The organism is Shewanella sp. VB17, assembly GCF_013248905.1.
Lineage (GTDB): Bacteria > Pseudomonadota > Gammaproteobacteria > Enterobacterales > Shewanellaceae > Shewanella.
This window is the reverse complement of record NZ_JABRVS010000001.1, coordinates 496,773-514,240: the sequence shown is the minus strand read 5'-3', so window position 1 is coordinate 514,240 and position 17,468 is coordinate 496,773. Positions and strand designations below refer to the sequence as shown.

The following is a 17,468-nucleotide window of genomic DNA, read 5'->3' as shown; positions in this document are numbered from 1 at the left end:
GTTGATAAACTCAACAGTAAGGTGTGAAAAATCTATATCCCACAGGTGTGGGACGCGAAATTTTAGAAAGGTAATGCTCATCTGTCAAGAAATAGACAAGTTTTAACCAATATAAAGTAAAAAAAGGCGCTTTTTGCGCCTTTTTTGCCATTTATTTACTTTTCAAGTCCGAAATTAATCGGCACTTCCAGCAAGATTAAGTAAATCAGCAAGGTTCTGCTCTGCTTCACTCGCACTAATCACTGGTGTAACTTCTGTTGGTTTACCAAGAGCGGCAAGATTACGCTTCTGATGATACGAGTACCCCGTACCTGCAGGGATCAAACGACCCACGATCACGTTCTCTTTAAGACCACGAAGTTTGTCTTTCTTACCACCAACAGCGGCTTCAGTAAGAACACGAGTGGTCTCCTGGAACGATGCTGCTGAGATAAATGACTCAGTCGCTAGTGATGCCTTAGTAATACCAAGTAGTTCACGGCTAAACGTAGCAGGCTGCTTACCTTGTTCAACAAGTTCACGGTTCGCTATTTTAACACGAGAAACTTCAGCCTGCTCTCCAGCTAAGAAATCACTATCACCTGCGTTAGTGATTTCACACTTACGTAGCATTTGGCGAATAATGACTTCAATGTGCTTATCGTTAATTTTTACGCCCTGAAGACGGTAGACTTCTTGGACTTCATTAACAATGTAGTTAGCCACTTTATGGATCCCACGTAAACGTAGAATATCATGCGCAGCTTCTGCACCATCAGCAATAACCTCACCACGTTCGACTTTTTCACCTTCGAACACGTTCAAGTTACGCCACTTAGGGATCATCTCTTCATAGTGCTCACCGCCATCAGCTGGGGTAATAACCAAGCGACGCTTACCCTTAGTCTCTTTACCGAACGAGATAGTACCTGAGTGCTCAGCAAGAATGGCTGGCTCTTTCGGCTTACGCGCTTCAAATAAATCGGCTACGCGAGGTAGACCACCGGTAATATCACGAGTTTTTGATGACTCTTGTGGAATACGCGCTAGCGCATCACCGACGTTAATTGACGCATTATCGTCTTGGTTAACAATCGCATTACCAGGCAAGAAATATTGCGCAGGAACTTCAGTTCCGGGGATCATCAAGTCATTACCATCACTACCAAGCAAACAGATAGCTGGACGCATCTCTTTACCCGCAGTAGGACGCTGACCTACTTCCATCACGACAATAGAAGACAGACCTGTCAGTTCATCTGTTTGACGTGTCATAGTGACACCGTCAATCATATCAACAAACTTAATAATACCGGCAACTTCAGAGACAATAGGATGAGTATGCGGATCCCAGTTAGCGATGATATCGCCAGGTGCAACGGCACCATCTTCCAACTTCTCAAGCACTGTACCATACGGAACTCTGTAGCGCTCTTTCTCGCGCCCAAGCTCATCAATAATAGCAAGTTCAGATGAACGAGAGACAATAACTAACTTGCCTTCACTGTTGGTCACATGCTTAGCATTATGTAGCTTCAGTGAACCCAAGTTTTTAACTTGAACATTGTTATCAGCTGAAGCTCGAGATGCTGCACCACCAATGTGGAAGGTACGCATCGTAAGCTGTGTACCTGGCTCACCGATAGACTGAGCAGCAACAACGCCGATAGCCTCACCTTGGTTAATGATATGACCACGAGCCAAATCACGACCATAACACGCTGCACAGACACCAAAATCGGTATCACAACTAATCACTGAGCGAACAATCATCTCATCGATAGAATTCTCTTCAATGATGTCACACCATGCTTCATCAAGCAGTGTATTACGAGGCACAAGCACTTCTTCAGTGCCTGGCTTGAATACATCTAGCGCAACAACACGACCTAGTACGCGTTCGCGTAACGGCTCAACAACATCACCACCTTCAATCAATGGTTTCATTGTCAGACCTTCGAACGTGCCACAATCATCTTCGATGACAACAAGATCTTGAGCAACATCAACCAGACGACGAGTTAGATAACCTGAGTTTGCTGTTTTAAGCGCCGTATCTGCCAAACCTTTACGCGCACCGTGAGTAGAAATAAAGTATTGAGATACGTTAAGACCTTCACGGAAGTTAGCGGTAATAGGCGTTTCGATAATTGAGCCATCAGGCTTAGCCATCAAACCACGCATACCCGCTAACTGACGGATTTGTGCAGCACTACCACGAGCACCCGAGTCAGCCATCATATAGATACTGTTAAACGATTCTTGCTCTTCAGGTTCACCATCACGATTAATCACTGTCTCTGTAGACAAGTTTTCCATCATGGCTTTAGACACTTTCTCGTTCGCACTTGCCCAGATATCGATGACCTTATTGTAACGCTCACCGGCTGTTACTAGACCTGATTGGAACTGCTCTTGAATTTCAAGAACTTCCGCTTCAGCATCACGAACTAGCGTGTACTTTTCATCTGGAATAACCATATCATTAATGCCCACTGAGGCACCTGATACCGTCGCATAATGGAAACCTGCATACATCAATTGATCAGCAAAGATAACGGTATCTTTAAGACCTAATTGGCGATAACAGGTGTTCAGTAGCTTGGAGATCTGCTTTTTACCCATGTTCTGGTTAACTAGATCATAAGATAAGCCTTTCGGTAATATACGCGAAAGTAATGCACGCCCAACGGTAGTATCAACGATACGACGAGTTTCAGTGCGCTCACCATTTTCACTAATTTGCGTCTCAGTGATCCGTACTTTAACGCGAGCATGGATAGCGGCGAATTTAGTACGATAAGCCTTTTCGACTTCATCAATAGACTCAAATGCCATACCTTCACCTTTACCGTTAACACACGAACGGCTGGTGTAGTAAAGACCCAATACAACATCCTGTGATGGTGTGATCACAGGCTCACCGTTTGCAGGTGAAAGGATGTTATTGGTAGACATCATGAGTGAACGTGCTTCTAGCTGAGCTTCCAGCGTTAGCGGCACGTGAACAGCCATTTGGTCACCATCGAAATCGGCGTTGTATGCCGCACAAACCAATGGATGAAGCTGAATCGCTTTACCTTCAATAAGTACTGGCTCAAATGCCTGGATACCTAGTCTGTGCAATGTTGGTGCACGGTTAAGCATCACTGGATGTTCGCGGATCACATCGTCGAGCACATCCCAAACTTCAGGCACTTCACGCTCAACCATCTTTTTAGCAGCTTTAATCGTTGTCGCTAAACCACGACCTTCTAGCTTGCCATAGATGAAAGGCTTAAATAGCTCAAGTGCCATCTTCTTAGGAAGACCACACTGATGTAAGCGTAGAGTTGGCCCTACGGTAATAACCGAACGACCTGAATAATCCACACGCTTACCGAGCAAGTTCTGACGGAAACGACCTTGCTTACCTTTGATCATATCGGCCAAAGATTTAAGCGGACGCTTGTTAGAACCTGTGATAGCACGTCCACGACGACCGTTATCTAGCAAGGCATCGACAGACTCTTGCAACATACGCTTTTCGTTACGTACGATGATATCAGGAGCGGCAAGATCTAGCAGACGCTTTAAACGATTGTTACGGTTGATCACACGACGGTAAAGGTCGTTAAGATCAGAGGTAGCAAAACGTCCGCCATCGAGTGGTACTAGAGGACGTAGATCGGGTGGCAGAACAGGTAGCACTTTAAGGATCATCCACTCAGGCTTGTTGCCTGAAGTGAAAAAAGCTTCAATAAGCTTAAGGCGCTTGGTGATCTTTTTACGACGAGTTTCAGAGTTAATTGATGGCAACTCTTCGCGCATCATCTCAATCTCTTTTTCAAGCTCGATAGCACGTAGCAATTCTAAAACTGCTTCAGCACCCATCTTAGCTTCAAATTCATCGCCGTATTCTTCTAATGCATCCAGATAGCTTTCTTCTGTCAACATCTGACCACGTTCAAGACTGGTCATGCCAGGCTCTATCACCACGAAAGATTCGAAGTAAAGTACACGTTCGATGTCACGCAGAGTCATATCCAGCATTAAGCCGATACGAGATGGCAGTGATTTTAGAAACCAGATATGCGCCACTGGGCTAGCAAGATCGATGTGACCCATACGCTCACGGCGTACTTTAGTCTGTGTCACTTCAACGCCACACTTCTCACAGATCACACCACGGTGCTTAAGACGTTTATACTTACCGCATAAACATTCATAATCTTTTACTGGACCAAAAATACGCGCACAAAATAAGCCTTCACGCTCAGGTTTAAAGGTACGGTAGTTAATGGTTTCTGGCTTCTTAACTTCACCAAATGACCAAGAACGGATAAGATCTGGCGACGCGAGTCCGATCTTAATACCGTTAAATTCTTCGGTCTTGCTTTGCTGTTTCAGAAACTTTAATAAGTCTTTCACGTTTCTCTCCTGAAGGAGTTAAACCGGGTGCCCCACAATTGTAGGACACCTATTTATTGCCAAACTAACCTCAGTTAGTTTTAGTCTTGATCCAACTCGATATTAATACCGAGTGAACGGATCTCCTTCAACAATACGTTGAAAGACTCTGGCATGCCTGGTTGCATCTGGTGATTACCGTCGACAATATTTTTATACATATTGGTACGACCGTTGACATCATCAGATTTCACAGTGAGCATTTCTTGAAGCGTATAAGCGGCACCGTATGCTTCTAGTGCCCACACTTCCATCTCACCAAAACGCTGACCACCAAACTGCGCTTTACCGCCTAATGGCTGTTGAGTAACAAGACTGTATGAACCCGTAGAACGAGCATGCATCTTATCGTCAACCAAGTGGTTAAGTTTAAGCATGTACATGTAACCTACGGTTACTTCACGCTCAAATTCATCACCAGTACGGCCATCAAACAATTTACGCTGTCCAGAAGTAGGAAGACCAGCAAGCGCTAGCATTTCCTTAATTTCTTTCTCTTTGGCGCCATCGAATGCTGGAGTCGCAATAGGGATCCCACCTTTTAGGTTTTTAGCAAGACGAACAACTTCATCATCTGTAAATGAATTAATGTCGACGCGCTGTTGCACTTCATCACCTAACTCATACACATTTTTAATGTAGCCACGAAGTTCTGCTAATTCACGCTGCTCTTCAAGCATTGCAGTGATTTTATCACCGATACCTTTCGCTGCAGCACCCATGTGCACTTCAAGAACCTGACCGATGTTCATACGTGATGGTACACCAAGCGGGTTTAACACGATGTCAATAGGGTTACCATTTTCATCGTAAGGCATGTCTTCAACAGGATTAATCTTAGAGATCACACCCTTGTTACCATGACGCCCCGCCATTTTATCACCAGGCTGAATTGTACGTTTAACAGCAAGGTAAACCTTAACTATCTTAAGTACGCCAGGGGCTAAATCATCACCTTGGGTAATTTTACGACGTTTAACTTCAAACTTCTTATCGAAATCTGCTCTCAGTTCGTCATGTTGCTCGGCAAGTTGCTCTAGCTCAGTTTGCTTATCTTCGTCATCAACACTTTGTTCAAGTAGTCGTGAACGTGGAATAGTATCAAGTTGAGCCTGATCCATGCCTGCACTGAGTAGCACATTACGTGCACGGCCATAAACACCCTCTTCGAGGATTTGAAACTCTTCAGTCAAATCTTTCTTAGCTTGACCAACATGCATCTCTTCGATTTCAACAGCACGCTTGTCTTTTTCAACGCCATCACGGGTAAATACCTGTACGTCGATGATAGTCCCTTTAACAGAGTTAGGTACGCGTAATGAGCTGTCTTTAACGTCAGAGGCTTTTTCACCGAAAATAGCCCGGAGGAGTTTCTCTTCTGGTGTCAGTTGCGTTTCACCTTTAGGTGTCACTTTACCAACCAGAATGTCGCCGCCCTTCACTTCAGCACCAATATAAACGATACCTGATTCATCTAGCTTAGAAAGCGCAGACTCACCCACGTTTGGAATATCAGCCGTAATTTCTTCACTGCCCAACTTAGTATCACGAGCGATACAAGAAAGCTCCTGAATGTGGATAGTGGTAAAGCGATCTTCTTGAGCAACGCGCTCAGAGATAAGGATCGAATCTTCGAAGTTGTAACCGTTCCAAGGCATGAACGCGATACGCATGTTCTGTCCAAGAGCCAAATCACCTAAATCGGTAGATGGACCATCAGCAAGAACATCACCAGTCACCACTGGATCGCCCATCGCACAACAAGGACGCTGGTTAATACATGTGTTTTGGTTAGAACGGGTGTACTTTGTCAGGTTATAGATATCAATACCGGCTTCGCCTGGACGTAGCTCAGATTCATTCACCTTAACAACGATACGACTCGCATCGACATAATCGATATAACCGCCACGCTTAGCAACCACAACCACACCAGAATCAACAGCCAGTGTACGCTCGATACCCGTACCAACAAGCGGCTTATCAGCACGTAATGTAGGTACTGCTTGACGTTGCATGTTCGCACCCATCAATGCACGGTTAGCATCATCATGTTCCAAGAATGGAATAAGAGATGCAGCCACTGAAATGATTTGCTGTGGCGATACATCCATATATTGGATGTCTGCCGGGGTCATAAAGGTTGAATCACCTTTGTGACGACAAGCAATGAGCTCATCGAGCATACGACCATTGGCATCTAAATCGACGATTGCCTGTGCAATGACATAACGGCCTTCTTCGATTGCAGATAGATAATCAATCTGATCTGTCACCACACCATCAAGTACTTTGCGGTAAGGTGTTTCAAGGAAACCGTAAGAGTTGGTACGAGCAAAACTCGCTAATGAGTTGATTAGACCAATGTTTGGACCTTCAGGGGTCTCAATTGGGCACAAACGACCATAGTGAGTAGGGTGTACATCTCGCACTTCAAAACCAGCACGTTCACGAGTCAAACCACCAGGACCAAGAGCCGAAATACGACGCTTATGAGTCACTTCTGAAAGTGGGTTGTTTTGATCCATAAACTGAGACAGCTGAGAAGAACCGAAGAACTCTTTAACCGCTGCTGAAATAGGTTTGGCATTGATCAAATCTTGTGGCATAAGCTCATTAAGATCGCCAAGACTGAGACGTTCACGTACGGCACGTTCTACACGAACGAGACCAACACGGAACTGGTTTTCAGCCATTTCACCAACACTACGAATACGACGGTTACCCAAGTGATCGATATCATCAACTTCATCATTACCGTTACGGATAGTGATGATGTTTTTCATGACGGCCACGATATCTTCTTTAGAAAGAATACCTGTGCCTTCGTCATCATCAATGCTTAAACGACGATTGAACTTCATACGACCGACTTTAGAGAGGTCATAACGTTCTTCACTGAAGAATAAATTATTGAATAAGGCTTCAGCAGCATCTTTGGTTGGTGGCTCGCCAGGACGCATCATACGATAAATTTCAACTAACGCCTCTAAACGGTTTGTAGTTGAATCGATACGTAAGGTGTCTGACATATAAGCACCGTTATCAAGTTCATTGATATATAGTGTGCTTATTTCTTTAATGCCAGCCAGAGACAGCTTAGCGAGATCTTCAAGACTCATCTCTGCATTGGCAGACACCAGTACTTCACCCGTATCGGGATCAATATAATCTTGACCTGCTATTTTACCGATAATGTAATCGACAGGGACTTCGAGTTCACTCGTGTCGGTTTTTTCTAGTTGACGAATATGACGCGCTGTAATACGACGCCCTTTATCAACCACAATATTACCGTCGCCATCTTTTATATCATAGCCAGCAGTTTCACCACGAAGGCGCTCTGCGACTAAATTCATGACTAATGAATCTTTCTTGATCTTAAAGTTAACCCGATCGAAGAACAGATCCAAAATATCCTGAGTAGAATAGTCTAATGCACGTAAAATGATCGACGCTGCAAGTTTACGGCGACGGTCAATACGGACAAATAACGCATCTTTAGGATCAAATTCAAAATCTAACCAAGAACCACGGTATGGAATAATGCGTGCATTATAAAGCACCTTACCTGATGAGTGGGTCTTGCCACGGTCATGATCAAAGAATACACCAGGAGAGCGGTGTAACTGAGAAACAATAACACGCTCGGTACCATTGATAACAAAAGTACCGTTGTCAGTCATAAGAGGGATATCCCCCATATACACTTCTTGTTCTTTAATATCTTTGACCGTACCAGGCGCTGCTTCGCGATCATACAAAACCATACGCAATTTAACGCGTAAAGGTCCACAGTATGTGACACCGCGAATTTGACACTCTTTCACATCAAAAACAGGTTCGCCTAGCTTATAGCTAACATACTGTAATTCTGAGTTACCAGAAAAACTTTTGATGGGAAAAACGCTACGGAAAGCGGCTTCAAAACCACGCTCACCGGTAGGATCTTGATCGGTGAACTTCTTAAATGAGTCCAACTGTATAGACAAAAGATAAGGGATATCCAAAACTTGTGGACGTTTACCAAAATCTTTGCGGATACGCTTCTTTTCAGAATAGGAGTAAACCATGGGTTTCCTCTGATTACGAGATGTGACCAAGACTGAAACAATCATTTGATTGAAACAGCACGTTTGCCCATCACCGTTGATGGCAAGAACCTAACCAGTAATCTCTGCTAGGAACTGCATTATCTGGCGACAAACGGTGAAGAAAAAAATCGCCTACGCATATAGCGCAAAAAAGGCCGACGGTTAAAAAACCGTCAGCCCACACCTGATGACTCAGGTGAGTAAGTTAAGTGATAACTTACTTGATCTCTACAGAAGCACCAGCTTCTTCAAGTTCAGCTTTAAGTGTTTCAGCTTCTTCTTTGCTGATAGCTTCTTTCACTGCTACAGGAGCAGCTTCAGCCATTGCTTTAGCTTCTTTCAGGCCAAGACCTGTAGCACCACGTAGTGCTTTAATTACTTTAACTTTGTTTTCACCGAATGAAGTCATCATAACGTCAAATTCAGTTTGCTCAACAGCAGCAGCTGCATCAGCGCCGCCAGCAACAACAGCAGCTGCAGCAGATACGCCGAACTTCTCTTCCATTGCTTCGATGAGTTCAACAACTTCCATTACAGACATTTCTGCAAAGGCTTCTAAGATTTGGTCTTTAGTGATAGACATAACAAAAAATTCCTAATGTTCTGAATTTAAGCAGTAAGTGTAAACTTAAGCTGCTTCTTCTTTTTGATCGCGAAGTGCGGCCAGAGTACGTACAAATTTGCCAGCAGATGCTTCTTTCATTGTCATCATCAACTGAGCTAGTGCTTCGTCGTACGTTGGCAATTTCGCTAAACGATCAATATCTGCTGCAGGGATTATTTCCCCTTCAAAGGCTGCTGCTTTAATTTCAAACTTCTGTTGTGCAACCGCGAAATCTTTAAGAAGACGCGCTGCAGCACCTGGGTGCTCATGAGAAAATGCAATTAAAGTAGGACCAGTAAACGTATCGTTAAGGCACTCAAAATCAGTACCTTCAACAGCGCGTTTAACAAGAGTGTTACGTACAACTCTAATGTACACTCCTGCTTCGCGAGCTGCTTTACGCAGACCGGTCATTTCACCTACAGTTACACCGCGTGAATCGGCTACAACTGCAGATAAAGCACCTTTGGCAGCTTCGTTGACTTCAGCAACAATTGCTTTTTTGTCTTCGAGTCCTAATGCCATTGGCTTTACTCCTGGATTCTATCTAGGGAATTCCCTAGTAATTACCATGCTAAACACCTAAATGTTTAGCGACTTACGGTGCTTATCCAGTAAAAAAATTCTGGGGTTCGACACCGTCTACGTAGGAAATTAAGTCAGCTTTTAGGCTAACACCTACGGTCTTGGACGGAAGCCTACATTTTATCACTAATGATAAAACAAGCCTCAACCCACAAAGTGCGCGCAGTATAGTTGAATGCACACACTTTGTAAAACTTATACCGCTTTAGCTAGTGTAGCCTGATCAACTGCTACACCCGCACCCATAGTGGTAGAGATGCTTACTTTCTTAAGGAAAACGCCTTTAGCAGAAGCTGGCTTAGCTTTTACTAGTGCACCAATAAGTGCCTCTAGGTTTTCTTGAAGTTTGGCATTTTCAAAATCTACTTTACCGATAGTAGTGTGAATAATACCATTTTTGTCTGTACGATAACGAACTTGACCCGCTTTAGCATTTTTAACAGCTTCAGCAACATTAGGTGTGACAGTGCCAGTCTTTGGATTAGGCATTAAACCACGTGGGCCTAAAATTTGACCCAACTGACCAACAACACGCATCGCATCAGGAGAAGCAATGACAACATCAAAGTTCATTTCGCCCGCTTTAACTTGTGCAGCAAGATCATCCATACCAACTAGCTCTGCACCAGCAGCGGTTGCCGCTTCAGCATTAGCACCTTGAGTGAATACTGCAACACGAACATCACGACCAGTGCCGTGTGGAAGTACTGTAGCACCACGAACGTTTTGATCAGATTTGCGCGGATCAACACCCAAATTCACAGCGACATCAACACTTTCAACAAACTTAGCTGTCGCAAGTTCTTTAAGAAGTGTAATCGCTTCATTGATATCGTAGTTTTTAGTTACTTCTACTTTTTCGCGTATCAAACGAGCGCGTTTAGTTAGCTTTGCCATTATATTAATCCTCTACTACCAAACCCATTGAAATCGCAGTGCCTTCAATTGAACGAGTCATCGCTTCAATATCAGCACCAGTCATATCCGCTGCTTTTGTTTCAGCAATTTCCTGAACAGCGCTACGCTTGATAGTTCCCACTTTTTCAGTGTTAGGACGACCAGAACCAGATTTCAAACCTGCTGCTTTAAGCAGTAGGAAAGATGCAGGCGGTGTCTTTGTTTCAAAAGTAAAAGAACGGTCAGTATAGACAGTGATAACGACAGGGATCGGCATACCTTTCTCGAACTTTTCAGTACGAGCATTGAATGCTTTACAAAATTCCATGATATTAACACCTTTCTGACCCAATGCAGGACCGACTGGTGGCGACGGGTTTGCAGCACCGGCTGCTACTTGTAGCTTGATGTAACCATCAACTTTCTTAGCCATGAGATTTCCTCAGTATGGGTTCAAACGCCATTAGCATAATGCTAACGAGCTCCCCGAAAATAGTGGGTGCAGATTCTACAATAAATCAGCACCGAGTCCAAATATTTTTTGTGTTTATTTTAATCAGCTTTTTTCGATCTGACCGAAATCAAGCTCTACAGGGGTAGAACGACCAAAGATCATAACCGAAACTTTTACACGATTTTTCTCGTAATCAACTTCTTCAACGGTACCGTTAAAGTCAGCGAACGGTCCATCAGTAACACGAACAAGCTCACCAGGCTCAAAGATAATACGATGAGTTGGCGTCTCTGTCGTCTCTTGTAAGCGCTGAAGAATCGCATCAGCTTCTTTATCAGATATCGGAGCTGGACGATCTGACGTGCCGCCAATAAAGCCCATTACGCGTGGAATACTTTTCACTAAATGCCAGCTGTCATCATTCATTTCCATTTGCACTAACACATAGCCTGGAAAGAATTTACGCTCACTTTTACGGCGTTGGCCAGCACGCATTTCTACAACTTCTTCTGTAGGAACAAGTATTTCACCGAAATACTGCTCCATACTGTGCATCTGAATATATTCATGCAAAGTCTTACTTACACGGCCCTCATAACCAGAAAATGCCTGGACTACGTACCATCTTTTTTTAGCTTCAGTTGCTTCAGTCATTCGAAATGCCTATACGCCTGTGATAAAATTAACAATTCTCAGTAATACAGCGTCCATGCCCCAAAGGATTAACGCCAGTACACCGGTCGCCGCTAATACAATAAATGTTGTATTTAACGCTTCTTGACGCGTAGGCCAAACAACCTTACGCACTTCTATCTGTGCTTCTCGAGCAAACGTTAGCGCCTGTTTGCCCTTTTCAGTTTGCAATGCAATAAACCCAGCAATAACAAAAGCGACGACGACACTGATCGCACGGATCAACACACTCGCTTCGCTATATATCTGGTTGCACACAATAGCGACAGCCACTAAAATAGCGACAAAAGCCCACTTTACAATATCCAGAGAATTACTCTGGTTTTCAGTATTTGTTGTCATCGGTTAGTTCCGTTACTCACTACGACCTGCGCTTCATTTAGCTTATGGTTACACGCAAACACATCGGGCCACCATATTTTTCAACCTACACTATTAAGAGCCAAATGTAAGCACAAAGGGTCAAAAATCGGCCATGGATTGTATGCTTATTCTATCGACTAAGCAAGATTACAACCATCAACTTAGCCAGAATATATGTAAAAAAACAAAAAGGAAGCCTAAGCTTCCTTTTGATGTTTAGATAAAATCACAATTAAGCGATGATTTTAGCTACAACACCAGCACCAACTGTACGGCCACCTTCACGGATAGCGAAGCGTAAACCTTCATCCATCGCGATTGGGTTGATTAATGTAACCGTCATTTGTACATTATCACCAGGCATTACCATCTCTACGCCTTCTGGCAATTCGATAGTACCAGTCACGTCCGTTGTACGGAAGTAAAACTGTGGGCGGTAACCTTTAAAGAATGGAGTATGACGTCCACCTTCTTCTTTTGACAACACATAAATTTCCGATTGGAAAGTCGTATGTGGGTTAATTGAACCAGGCTTAGCAAGTACTTGACCACGTTCTACATCTTCACGCTTAGTACCACGTAAAAGTACACCACAGTTCTCGCCTGCACGACCTTCGTCAAGCAGTTTACGGAACATTTCGACACCAGTACACGTTGTCGTTGTTGTATCTTTGATACCAACGATTTCTACTGCTTCACCCACTTTGATGATACCGCGCTCTACACGACCAGTTACAACGGTACCACGTCCTGAGATTGAGAATACATCTTCGATTGGCAGCAAAAATGCGCCGTCAATAGCACGCTCTGGCTCTGGGATATAAGTATCGAGTGCTTCTGCAAGCTCAACAATTTTATCTTCATAAGCTTTTTCGCCTTCAAGGGCTTTAAGCGCTGAACCCTGGATAACCGGAAGGTCATCACCTGGGAAGTCATATTCAGAAAGCAATTCACGTACTTCCATTTCAACTAGCTCAAGCAGCTCTTCATCATCAACCATGTCACATTTGTTCATGAATACGATGATGAAAGGAACACCAACCTGACGAGAAAGCAGGATGTGCTCACGAGTCTGTGGCATTGGGCCGTCTGTTGCTGCAACCACTAAAATTGCACCATCCATTTGAGCAGCACCTGTGATCATGTTTTTAACATAATCGGCGTGACCTGGGCAATCTACGTGTGCGTAGTGACGAGCTGGTGTGTCATATTCGATGTGAGAAGTATTAATTGTAATACCACGCTCACGCTCTTCTGGAGCGTTATCGATTTGAGCGAAGTCTTTAACTTCACCACCATAAACTTTTGACAATACTGCAGAGATAGCAGCTGTAAGCGTTGTTTTACCATGGTCAACGTGACCGATAGTACCAACGTTTACATGTGGTTTATTACGTTCAAATTTTTCTTTAGCCATGGTATTGCCCCAATCAGATATCTTGGTGATTAAACCGCGTATAACAAAAAATCCGATGCATTTAGAAAAGCATCGAATCGATTTATTTTTTTAGTTAGATATGTTAACAGGTTGGCGCTGAAAGGGTAGTATTTAATAACCTAACCCCTTTTAAGGGCGCACTTTAGATAAGTGCTTTCAGCGAATATTGGAGCGGATGGCGGGAATCGAACCCGCGTTATCAGCTTGGAAGGCTGGAGTAATACCATTATACGACATCCGCGCAACCTACTAGGTTACCTAACTCTTTAGAAATTGGTGGAGGGAGAAGGATTCGAACCTTCGAAGGCTGAGCCGTCAGATTTACAGTCTGATCCCTTTGGCCACTCGGGAACCCCTCCAGAGAAATGGTGCCGGCACCAAGAGTCGAACTCGGGACCTACTGATTACAAGTCAGTTGCTCTACCAACTGAGCTATGCCGGCGTGTCATTTCGGTAGCGGATATTATGGAAATGTCGGCACAAGTGCAATAGCAAAATAGAAATAAAATCAAAAAAAATGCTTTTAATGAGTTTTACGGTTACAAAAACAGCTTTACGTTTATAATTTCAACACTTGTAGCGCATTAAAAGAAACATAGGCTGTAAACGAACCTTTATTATTGTTCATGATTATTTGTTAGTGTACTGTGCCTCCTCAAAGGAGAGAAAGCCAATGACATCCGAAAATCAAATTCACACCGCTCTTTATCTTGCATTTCAAAGAACCCAGTGGGCCGAATTAAGAGAATCGGTACCTTTAACACTAAACGAGCCTGAGCTCGCTGATCTTAGAGGTATAAATGAGAAATTATCCCTTACAGAGGTCACCGACATCTACTTGCCTCTTAGCCGCCTACTTAACCTTATCGTCGGCGCGAGACAGCAGCGGGGTTTGGTACTTAATGAATTTCTAGGAAGGCAACCCCCTAAACGCCCTTATATTATTAGTATTGCTGGCAGCGTCGCTGTAGGTAAAAGCACGACTGCACGTATATTGCAGGCATTATTAAGCCAATGGGCAGAACATCCAAGAGTCGATCTTGTCACAACCGATGGCTTTTTATTCCCACTGGCAGAGTTAAAACAGAAAGGACTTTTGCAACGTAAAGGCTTCCCTGAAAGTTATGACATGAAAATGCTGGTTGAATTCATCTCAAATATCAAAGCTGGAAACCCTCATGTGAAAGCCCCACTGTACTCTCATGTGATCTATGACAGGATCACTGATAATTACCAGCCGATCGAACAGCCGGATATTTTAATCATTGAAGGCTTAAATGTTCTCCAAACAAGCCAAGATACCATCGCCGGTATTCAGCAGCCTTTTGTATCCGACTTTGTCGATTTTTCAATTTATGTCGACGCCCAAGAACCATTATTAAAAAGCTGGTACATTGACCGATTTCTACAATTTAGAGGTGGGGCATTTAGTGATGAAAATTCCTACTTTCATCACTATTCAAAACTCGATGATGCCCAAGCAACAATGACAGCCGCAAATATTTGGGACACAATCAACGGTCCAAACCTTAAACTTAACATCGAACCTACCCGAGATCGTGCTCATTTGATCTTACAAAAAGGTGACGATCACCTAATGAACCAAGTACTCCTGCGTAAATAATCTAAGCAGTGCCTCTACTTGGCACTTCTTAAACTAATCTCACCACCAACATAAGACTCAACACCTTTATCTGTCTTCAATAAAATAGCACCGGTTTTATTTATTCCCTGACAAACGCCATCGATACACGTCTCGCCTATCATTAACCTGACATTTTTGCCATCAAAAATATCAGCCTGCTTCCAGCGAGTTAAAAATGCAGATAAGCCTTGTTCTTCAAACAAAGTTAAATCTGCATAGAGCTGTGCTTGTAGCCTAATAGCTAGATCTGTCTTGTTTGGGACTGAGTCGCTTTGGGACAAATCGCTCCAAGGTTGTTCTATCTTATCGCCTTGGGTTTTCGACATCGACATATTGATCCCGATACCTATCACTAAATGACATTCGGTATCTGCCTGACCATTCATCTCGACTAATACACCCGCTAACTTTTTATTGTCTAAATAAATATCGTTAGGCCACTTAACGCCTAACCCTTGTATGCTTAAATCATTTAATGCACTCACAAGTGAGCACGCTACCACTAAACTCAACCCTGTCGCTTGAGCCATTCCTTGTGATAAATTCCAGTACATAGAACTGTATAAATGACAACCGTAGGGAGATACCCAAGTGCGCCCTCGACGACCACGACCTGCTGATTGATATTCAGCAACGCAGATATCACCTGAGGATAAATCCTCACAATGCTTAAGTAAAAAGGCGTTAGTGCTAGGGATCTCATCATAATAAAAACATCGCTGTGCAAAGGCATTTTTTAACCGTATTTCGTCAATCAAGGAAAGAGAATTAGCCAACTTATAACCTTTACCTTTCACACTAAATACATCGACACCATACTCTTCTAGTGCGCTTATATGCTTACTAATGGCCATTCTTGATATGCCTAACTGAGAGGCTAAAGTTTCGCCCGAAACAAATTTTTCAGAATCAAGTGCGATTAAAATATCTCGCTTACGTTGCCATTGTTCGACCATCATTTAACTCCCTTTCACCATATGCACCAATAATTCTCGGCTCAACTTCTAAATTAACAGAAAACTGAGTGTAAATTTTTTCAATAATATGCCTTGCTAAGTGAGCAACATCATTACCTGTCGCCCCCCCTTTATTGATTAACACTAACGCCTGTTGCTCATGTACTGCCGCCTTACCAATAGCAAAACCTTTTAAGCCCGCACTATCGATTAACCAAGCTGCAGCCAGCTTAATACTATCATTCGATGGGTAACCCACAATGTTAGGATACGTTTTCTGTAATACTAAAAAGTGTGCAGCAGTGACCATAGGATTTTTAAAAAAACTCCCTGCATTACCTAATACCATAGGATCTGGAAGTTTTGTCATTCTTGTTGCACAAATACAATTGAAAACCTGTAAAGGAGTCACGTTTTTGATATCGAATTGCTGTAGCGGGCCATAATTCAGTTGAGGCTGCCAATTTTTAAGCAATTTAAGTCCAACTGAGGTGATAATTGCCAGTCCCTTTAACTCCATCTTAAAAATAGAATCTCGATAGCCAAATCGGCACTCAGCTGATGTCAATCGCTTTAACTGCCCATCGGTTAAATCTACATACTCAACCCAATCACAAACATCGATAAATTCAACGCCGTAAGCCCCAATATTTTGAATGGGGGCAGCCCCAACCGAACCAGGGATCAACGCTAGATTTTCTAAACCTGCAATCCCCAAATCTAGACAATGCTTAACAAGACCATGCCAATTTTCGCCCGCTTCAACAGTCACAAAATAATGTCCTTCATCATCGGTGACACTAATACCTTTAGTCAACACACGAACAATGGTGCCTAAGTAGTCTTCTGTTAATAAAATATTGCTTCCACCTCCAAGCACAAGAAATGGTTTGTTTTTTTGATGTAAGTCGCAACAAGACTGGATTAAACTGCCCTTAGAGTCCGCATTGATTATCGAGACACAGGTATGCTCAATACCAAAAGTATTGTAGGCCTTCAAGGAAAGTAATTTCTCAGCGGACATAGGATTATCACTTCAAATCTAAAACCGCTATTGTAACGCATTTAACGTTAGTTAGGGCAAATGTGCTCAGCATGCTCGTCAGTCATACGAATATCAGTAACAGGGCAAACTCATCGATCTCACTTTCCACGACGTGACTTAAGTTGCGTGAACGAAATAAACCGTCACTTACTTCATCCTGAGATTTGTGACGGTATTCATTACTTCACTTAACTATGGTTTAATTATTGTTCACGATTTAGTTTTACGATATAAAAATGTCACAGAGAACCCAAACTGACAGTTTG

At 43.1% G+C, this 17,468-nt stretch carries 12 protein-coding genes and 3 tRNA genes; 1 reads left to right on the top strand and 14 read right to left on the bottom strand.

All coding sequences use genetic code 11. The features are described from left to right. Positions 1–174: 174 nt before the first annotated feature. The 12 genes from rpoC to HQQ94_RS02240 all read right to left on the bottom strand — a co-directional run bounded on the left by rpoC (position 175) and on the right by HQQ94_RS02240 (position 13,998). Entirely contained in the window at positions 175–4,389 is a 4,215-nt protein-coding gene (rpoC, locus tag HQQ94_RS02295; RefSeq protein ID WP_173292905.1) for a DNA-directed RNA polymerase subunit beta', read from the bottom strand. Between the two features lie 80 nt (positions 4,390–4,469). Then, entirely contained in the window at positions 4,470–8,501 is a 4,032-nt protein-coding gene (gene rpoB, locus HQQ94_RS02290; protein WP_173292904.1) for a DNA-directed RNA polymerase subunit beta, read from the bottom strand. 238 nt (positions 8,502–8,739) lie between these two features. Continuing rightward, the gene (rplL, locus tag HQQ94_RS02285) at positions 8,740–9,105 is read right to left on the bottom strand and encodes a 50S ribosomal protein L7/L12 (protein WP_173292903.1); all 366 of its coding nucleotides are present in this window, start codon (positions 9,103–9,105) and stop codon (positions 8,740–8,742) included. A gap of 45 nt (positions 9,106–9,150) precedes the next feature. Next, positions 9,151–9,651, bottom strand: a complete 501-nt coding sequence (gene rplJ, locus HQQ94_RS02280) for a 50S ribosomal protein L10 (RefSeq protein ID WP_173292902.1) — start codon at positions 9,649–9,651, stop codon at positions 9,151–9,153. A gap of 255 nt (positions 9,652–9,906) precedes the next feature. Then, positions 9,907–10,608, bottom strand: a complete 702-nt coding sequence (rplA, locus tag HQQ94_RS02275) for a 50S ribosomal protein L1 (protein ID WP_173292901.1) — start codon at positions 10,606–10,608, stop codon at positions 9,907–9,909. Between the two features lie 4 nt (positions 10,609–10,612). Continuing rightward, on the bottom strand, positions 10,613–11,041 hold the full coding sequence (gene rplK / locus HQQ94_RS02270; protein WP_173292900.1) for a 50S ribosomal protein L11: 429 nt from the start codon (positions 11,039–11,041) through the stop codon (positions 10,613–10,615). A gap of 123 nt (positions 11,042–11,164) precedes the next feature. Further along, positions 11,165–11,716: a transcription termination/antitermination protein NusG gene (nusG, locus tag HQQ94_RS02265; RefSeq protein ID WP_173292899.1), complete on the bottom strand. Its 552-nt coding sequence runs from the start codon at positions 11,714–11,716 to the stop codon at positions 11,165–11,167. 9 nt (positions 11,717–11,725) lie between these two features. Further along, positions 11,726–12,097, bottom strand: a complete 372-nt coding sequence (gene secE, locus HQQ94_RS02260) for a preprotein translocase subunit SecE (protein WP_173292898.1) — start codon at positions 12,095–12,097, stop codon at positions 11,726–11,728. A gap of 253 nt (positions 12,098–12,350) precedes the next feature. After that, positions 12,351–13,535, bottom strand: a complete 1,185-nt coding sequence (tuf, locus tag HQQ94_RS02255; protein WP_173292897.1) for an elongation factor Tu — start codon at positions 13,533–13,535, stop codon at positions 12,351–12,353. Positions 13,536–13,723: 188 nt separating this feature from the next. Then, positions 13,724–13,797 (bottom strand) — tRNA-Gly (locus HQQ94_RS02250). A gap of 33 nt (positions 13,798–13,830) precedes the next feature. Beyond that, a tRNA-Tyr gene (locus tag HQQ94_RS02245) sits at positions 13,831–13,915 on the bottom strand. A gap of 7 nt (positions 13,916–13,922) precedes the next feature. Beyond that, positions 13,923–13,998: transfer RNA gene (locus HQQ94_RS02240), tRNA-Thr, on the bottom strand. A 231-nt stretch (positions 13,999–14,229) separates the two neighbouring features. On the opposite strand from HQQ94_RS02240, the gene coaA reads away from it, so the two are divergent. Next, positions 14,230–15,180, top strand: coding sequence for a type I pantothenate kinase (coaA, locus tag HQQ94_RS02235; RefSeq protein ID WP_173292896.1), 951 nt, complete (start codon positions 14,230–14,232; stop codon positions 15,178–15,180). 14 nt (positions 15,181–15,194) lie between these two features. On the opposite strand, the gene birA is transcribed toward coaA, so the two are convergent. Both birA and murB read right to left on the bottom strand, forming a co-directional pair. Beyond that, entirely contained in the window at positions 15,195–16,157 is a 963-nt protein-coding gene (gene birA / locus HQQ94_RS02230) for a bifunctional biotin--[acetyl-CoA-carboxylase] ligase/biotin operon repressor BirA (RefSeq protein WP_173296482.1), read from the bottom strand. Further along, positions 16,135–17,181 (bottom strand): UDP-N-acetylmuramate dehydrogenase, encoded by a 1,047-nt coding sequence (gene murB / locus HQQ94_RS02225; RefSeq protein ID WP_173292895.1) that lies wholly within the window; start codon positions 17,179–17,181, stop codon positions 16,135–16,137. The genes birA and murB overlap by 23 nt, the downstream gene beginning before the upstream one ends. Positions 17,182–17,468: the final 287 nt, after the last annotated feature.

Bases quoted from the DNA above. Each gene is read 5' to 3' on its own strand.
- rpoB (WP_173292904.1), bottom strand. From the start codon at position 8,501: ATGGTTTACTCCTATTCTGAAAAGAAGCGTATCCGCAAAGATTTTGGT.
- rplL (WP_173292903.1), bottom strand. From the start codon at position 9,105: ATGTCTATCACTAAAGACCAAATCTTAGAAGCCTTTGCAGAAATGTCT.
- rplJ (WP_173292902.1), bottom strand. From the start codon at position 9,651: ATGGCATTAGGACTCGAAGACAAAAAAGCAATTGTTGCTGAAGTCAAC.
- rplA (WP_173292901.1), bottom strand. From the start codon at position 10,608: ATGGCAAAGCTAACTAAACGCGCTCGTTTGATACGCGAAAAAGTAGAA.
- rplK (WP_173292900.1), bottom strand. From the start codon at position 11,041: ATGGCTAAGAAAGTTGATGGTTACATCAAGCTACAAGTAGCAGCCGGT.
- nusG (WP_173292899.1), bottom strand. From the start codon at position 11,716: ATGACTGAAGCAACTGAAGCTAAAAAAAGATGGTACGTAGTCCAGGCA.
- secE (WP_173292898.1), bottom strand. From the start codon at position 12,097: ATGACAACAAATACTGAAAACCAGAGTAATTCTCTGGATATTGTAAAG.
- tuf (WP_173292897.1), bottom strand. From the start codon at position 13,535: ATGGCTAAAGAAAAATTTGAACGTAATAAACCACATGTAAACGTTGGT.
- coaA (WP_173292896.1), top strand. From the start codon at position 14,230: ATGACATCCGAAAATCAAATTCACACCGCTCTTTATCTTGCATTTCAA.
- birA (WP_173296482.1), bottom strand. From the start codon at position 16,157: ATGGTCGAACAATGGCAACGTAAGCGAGATATTTTAATCGCACTTGAT.
- murB (WP_173292895.1), bottom strand. From the start codon at position 17,181: ATGTCCGCTGAGAAATTACTTTCCTTGAAGGCCTACAATACTTTTGGT.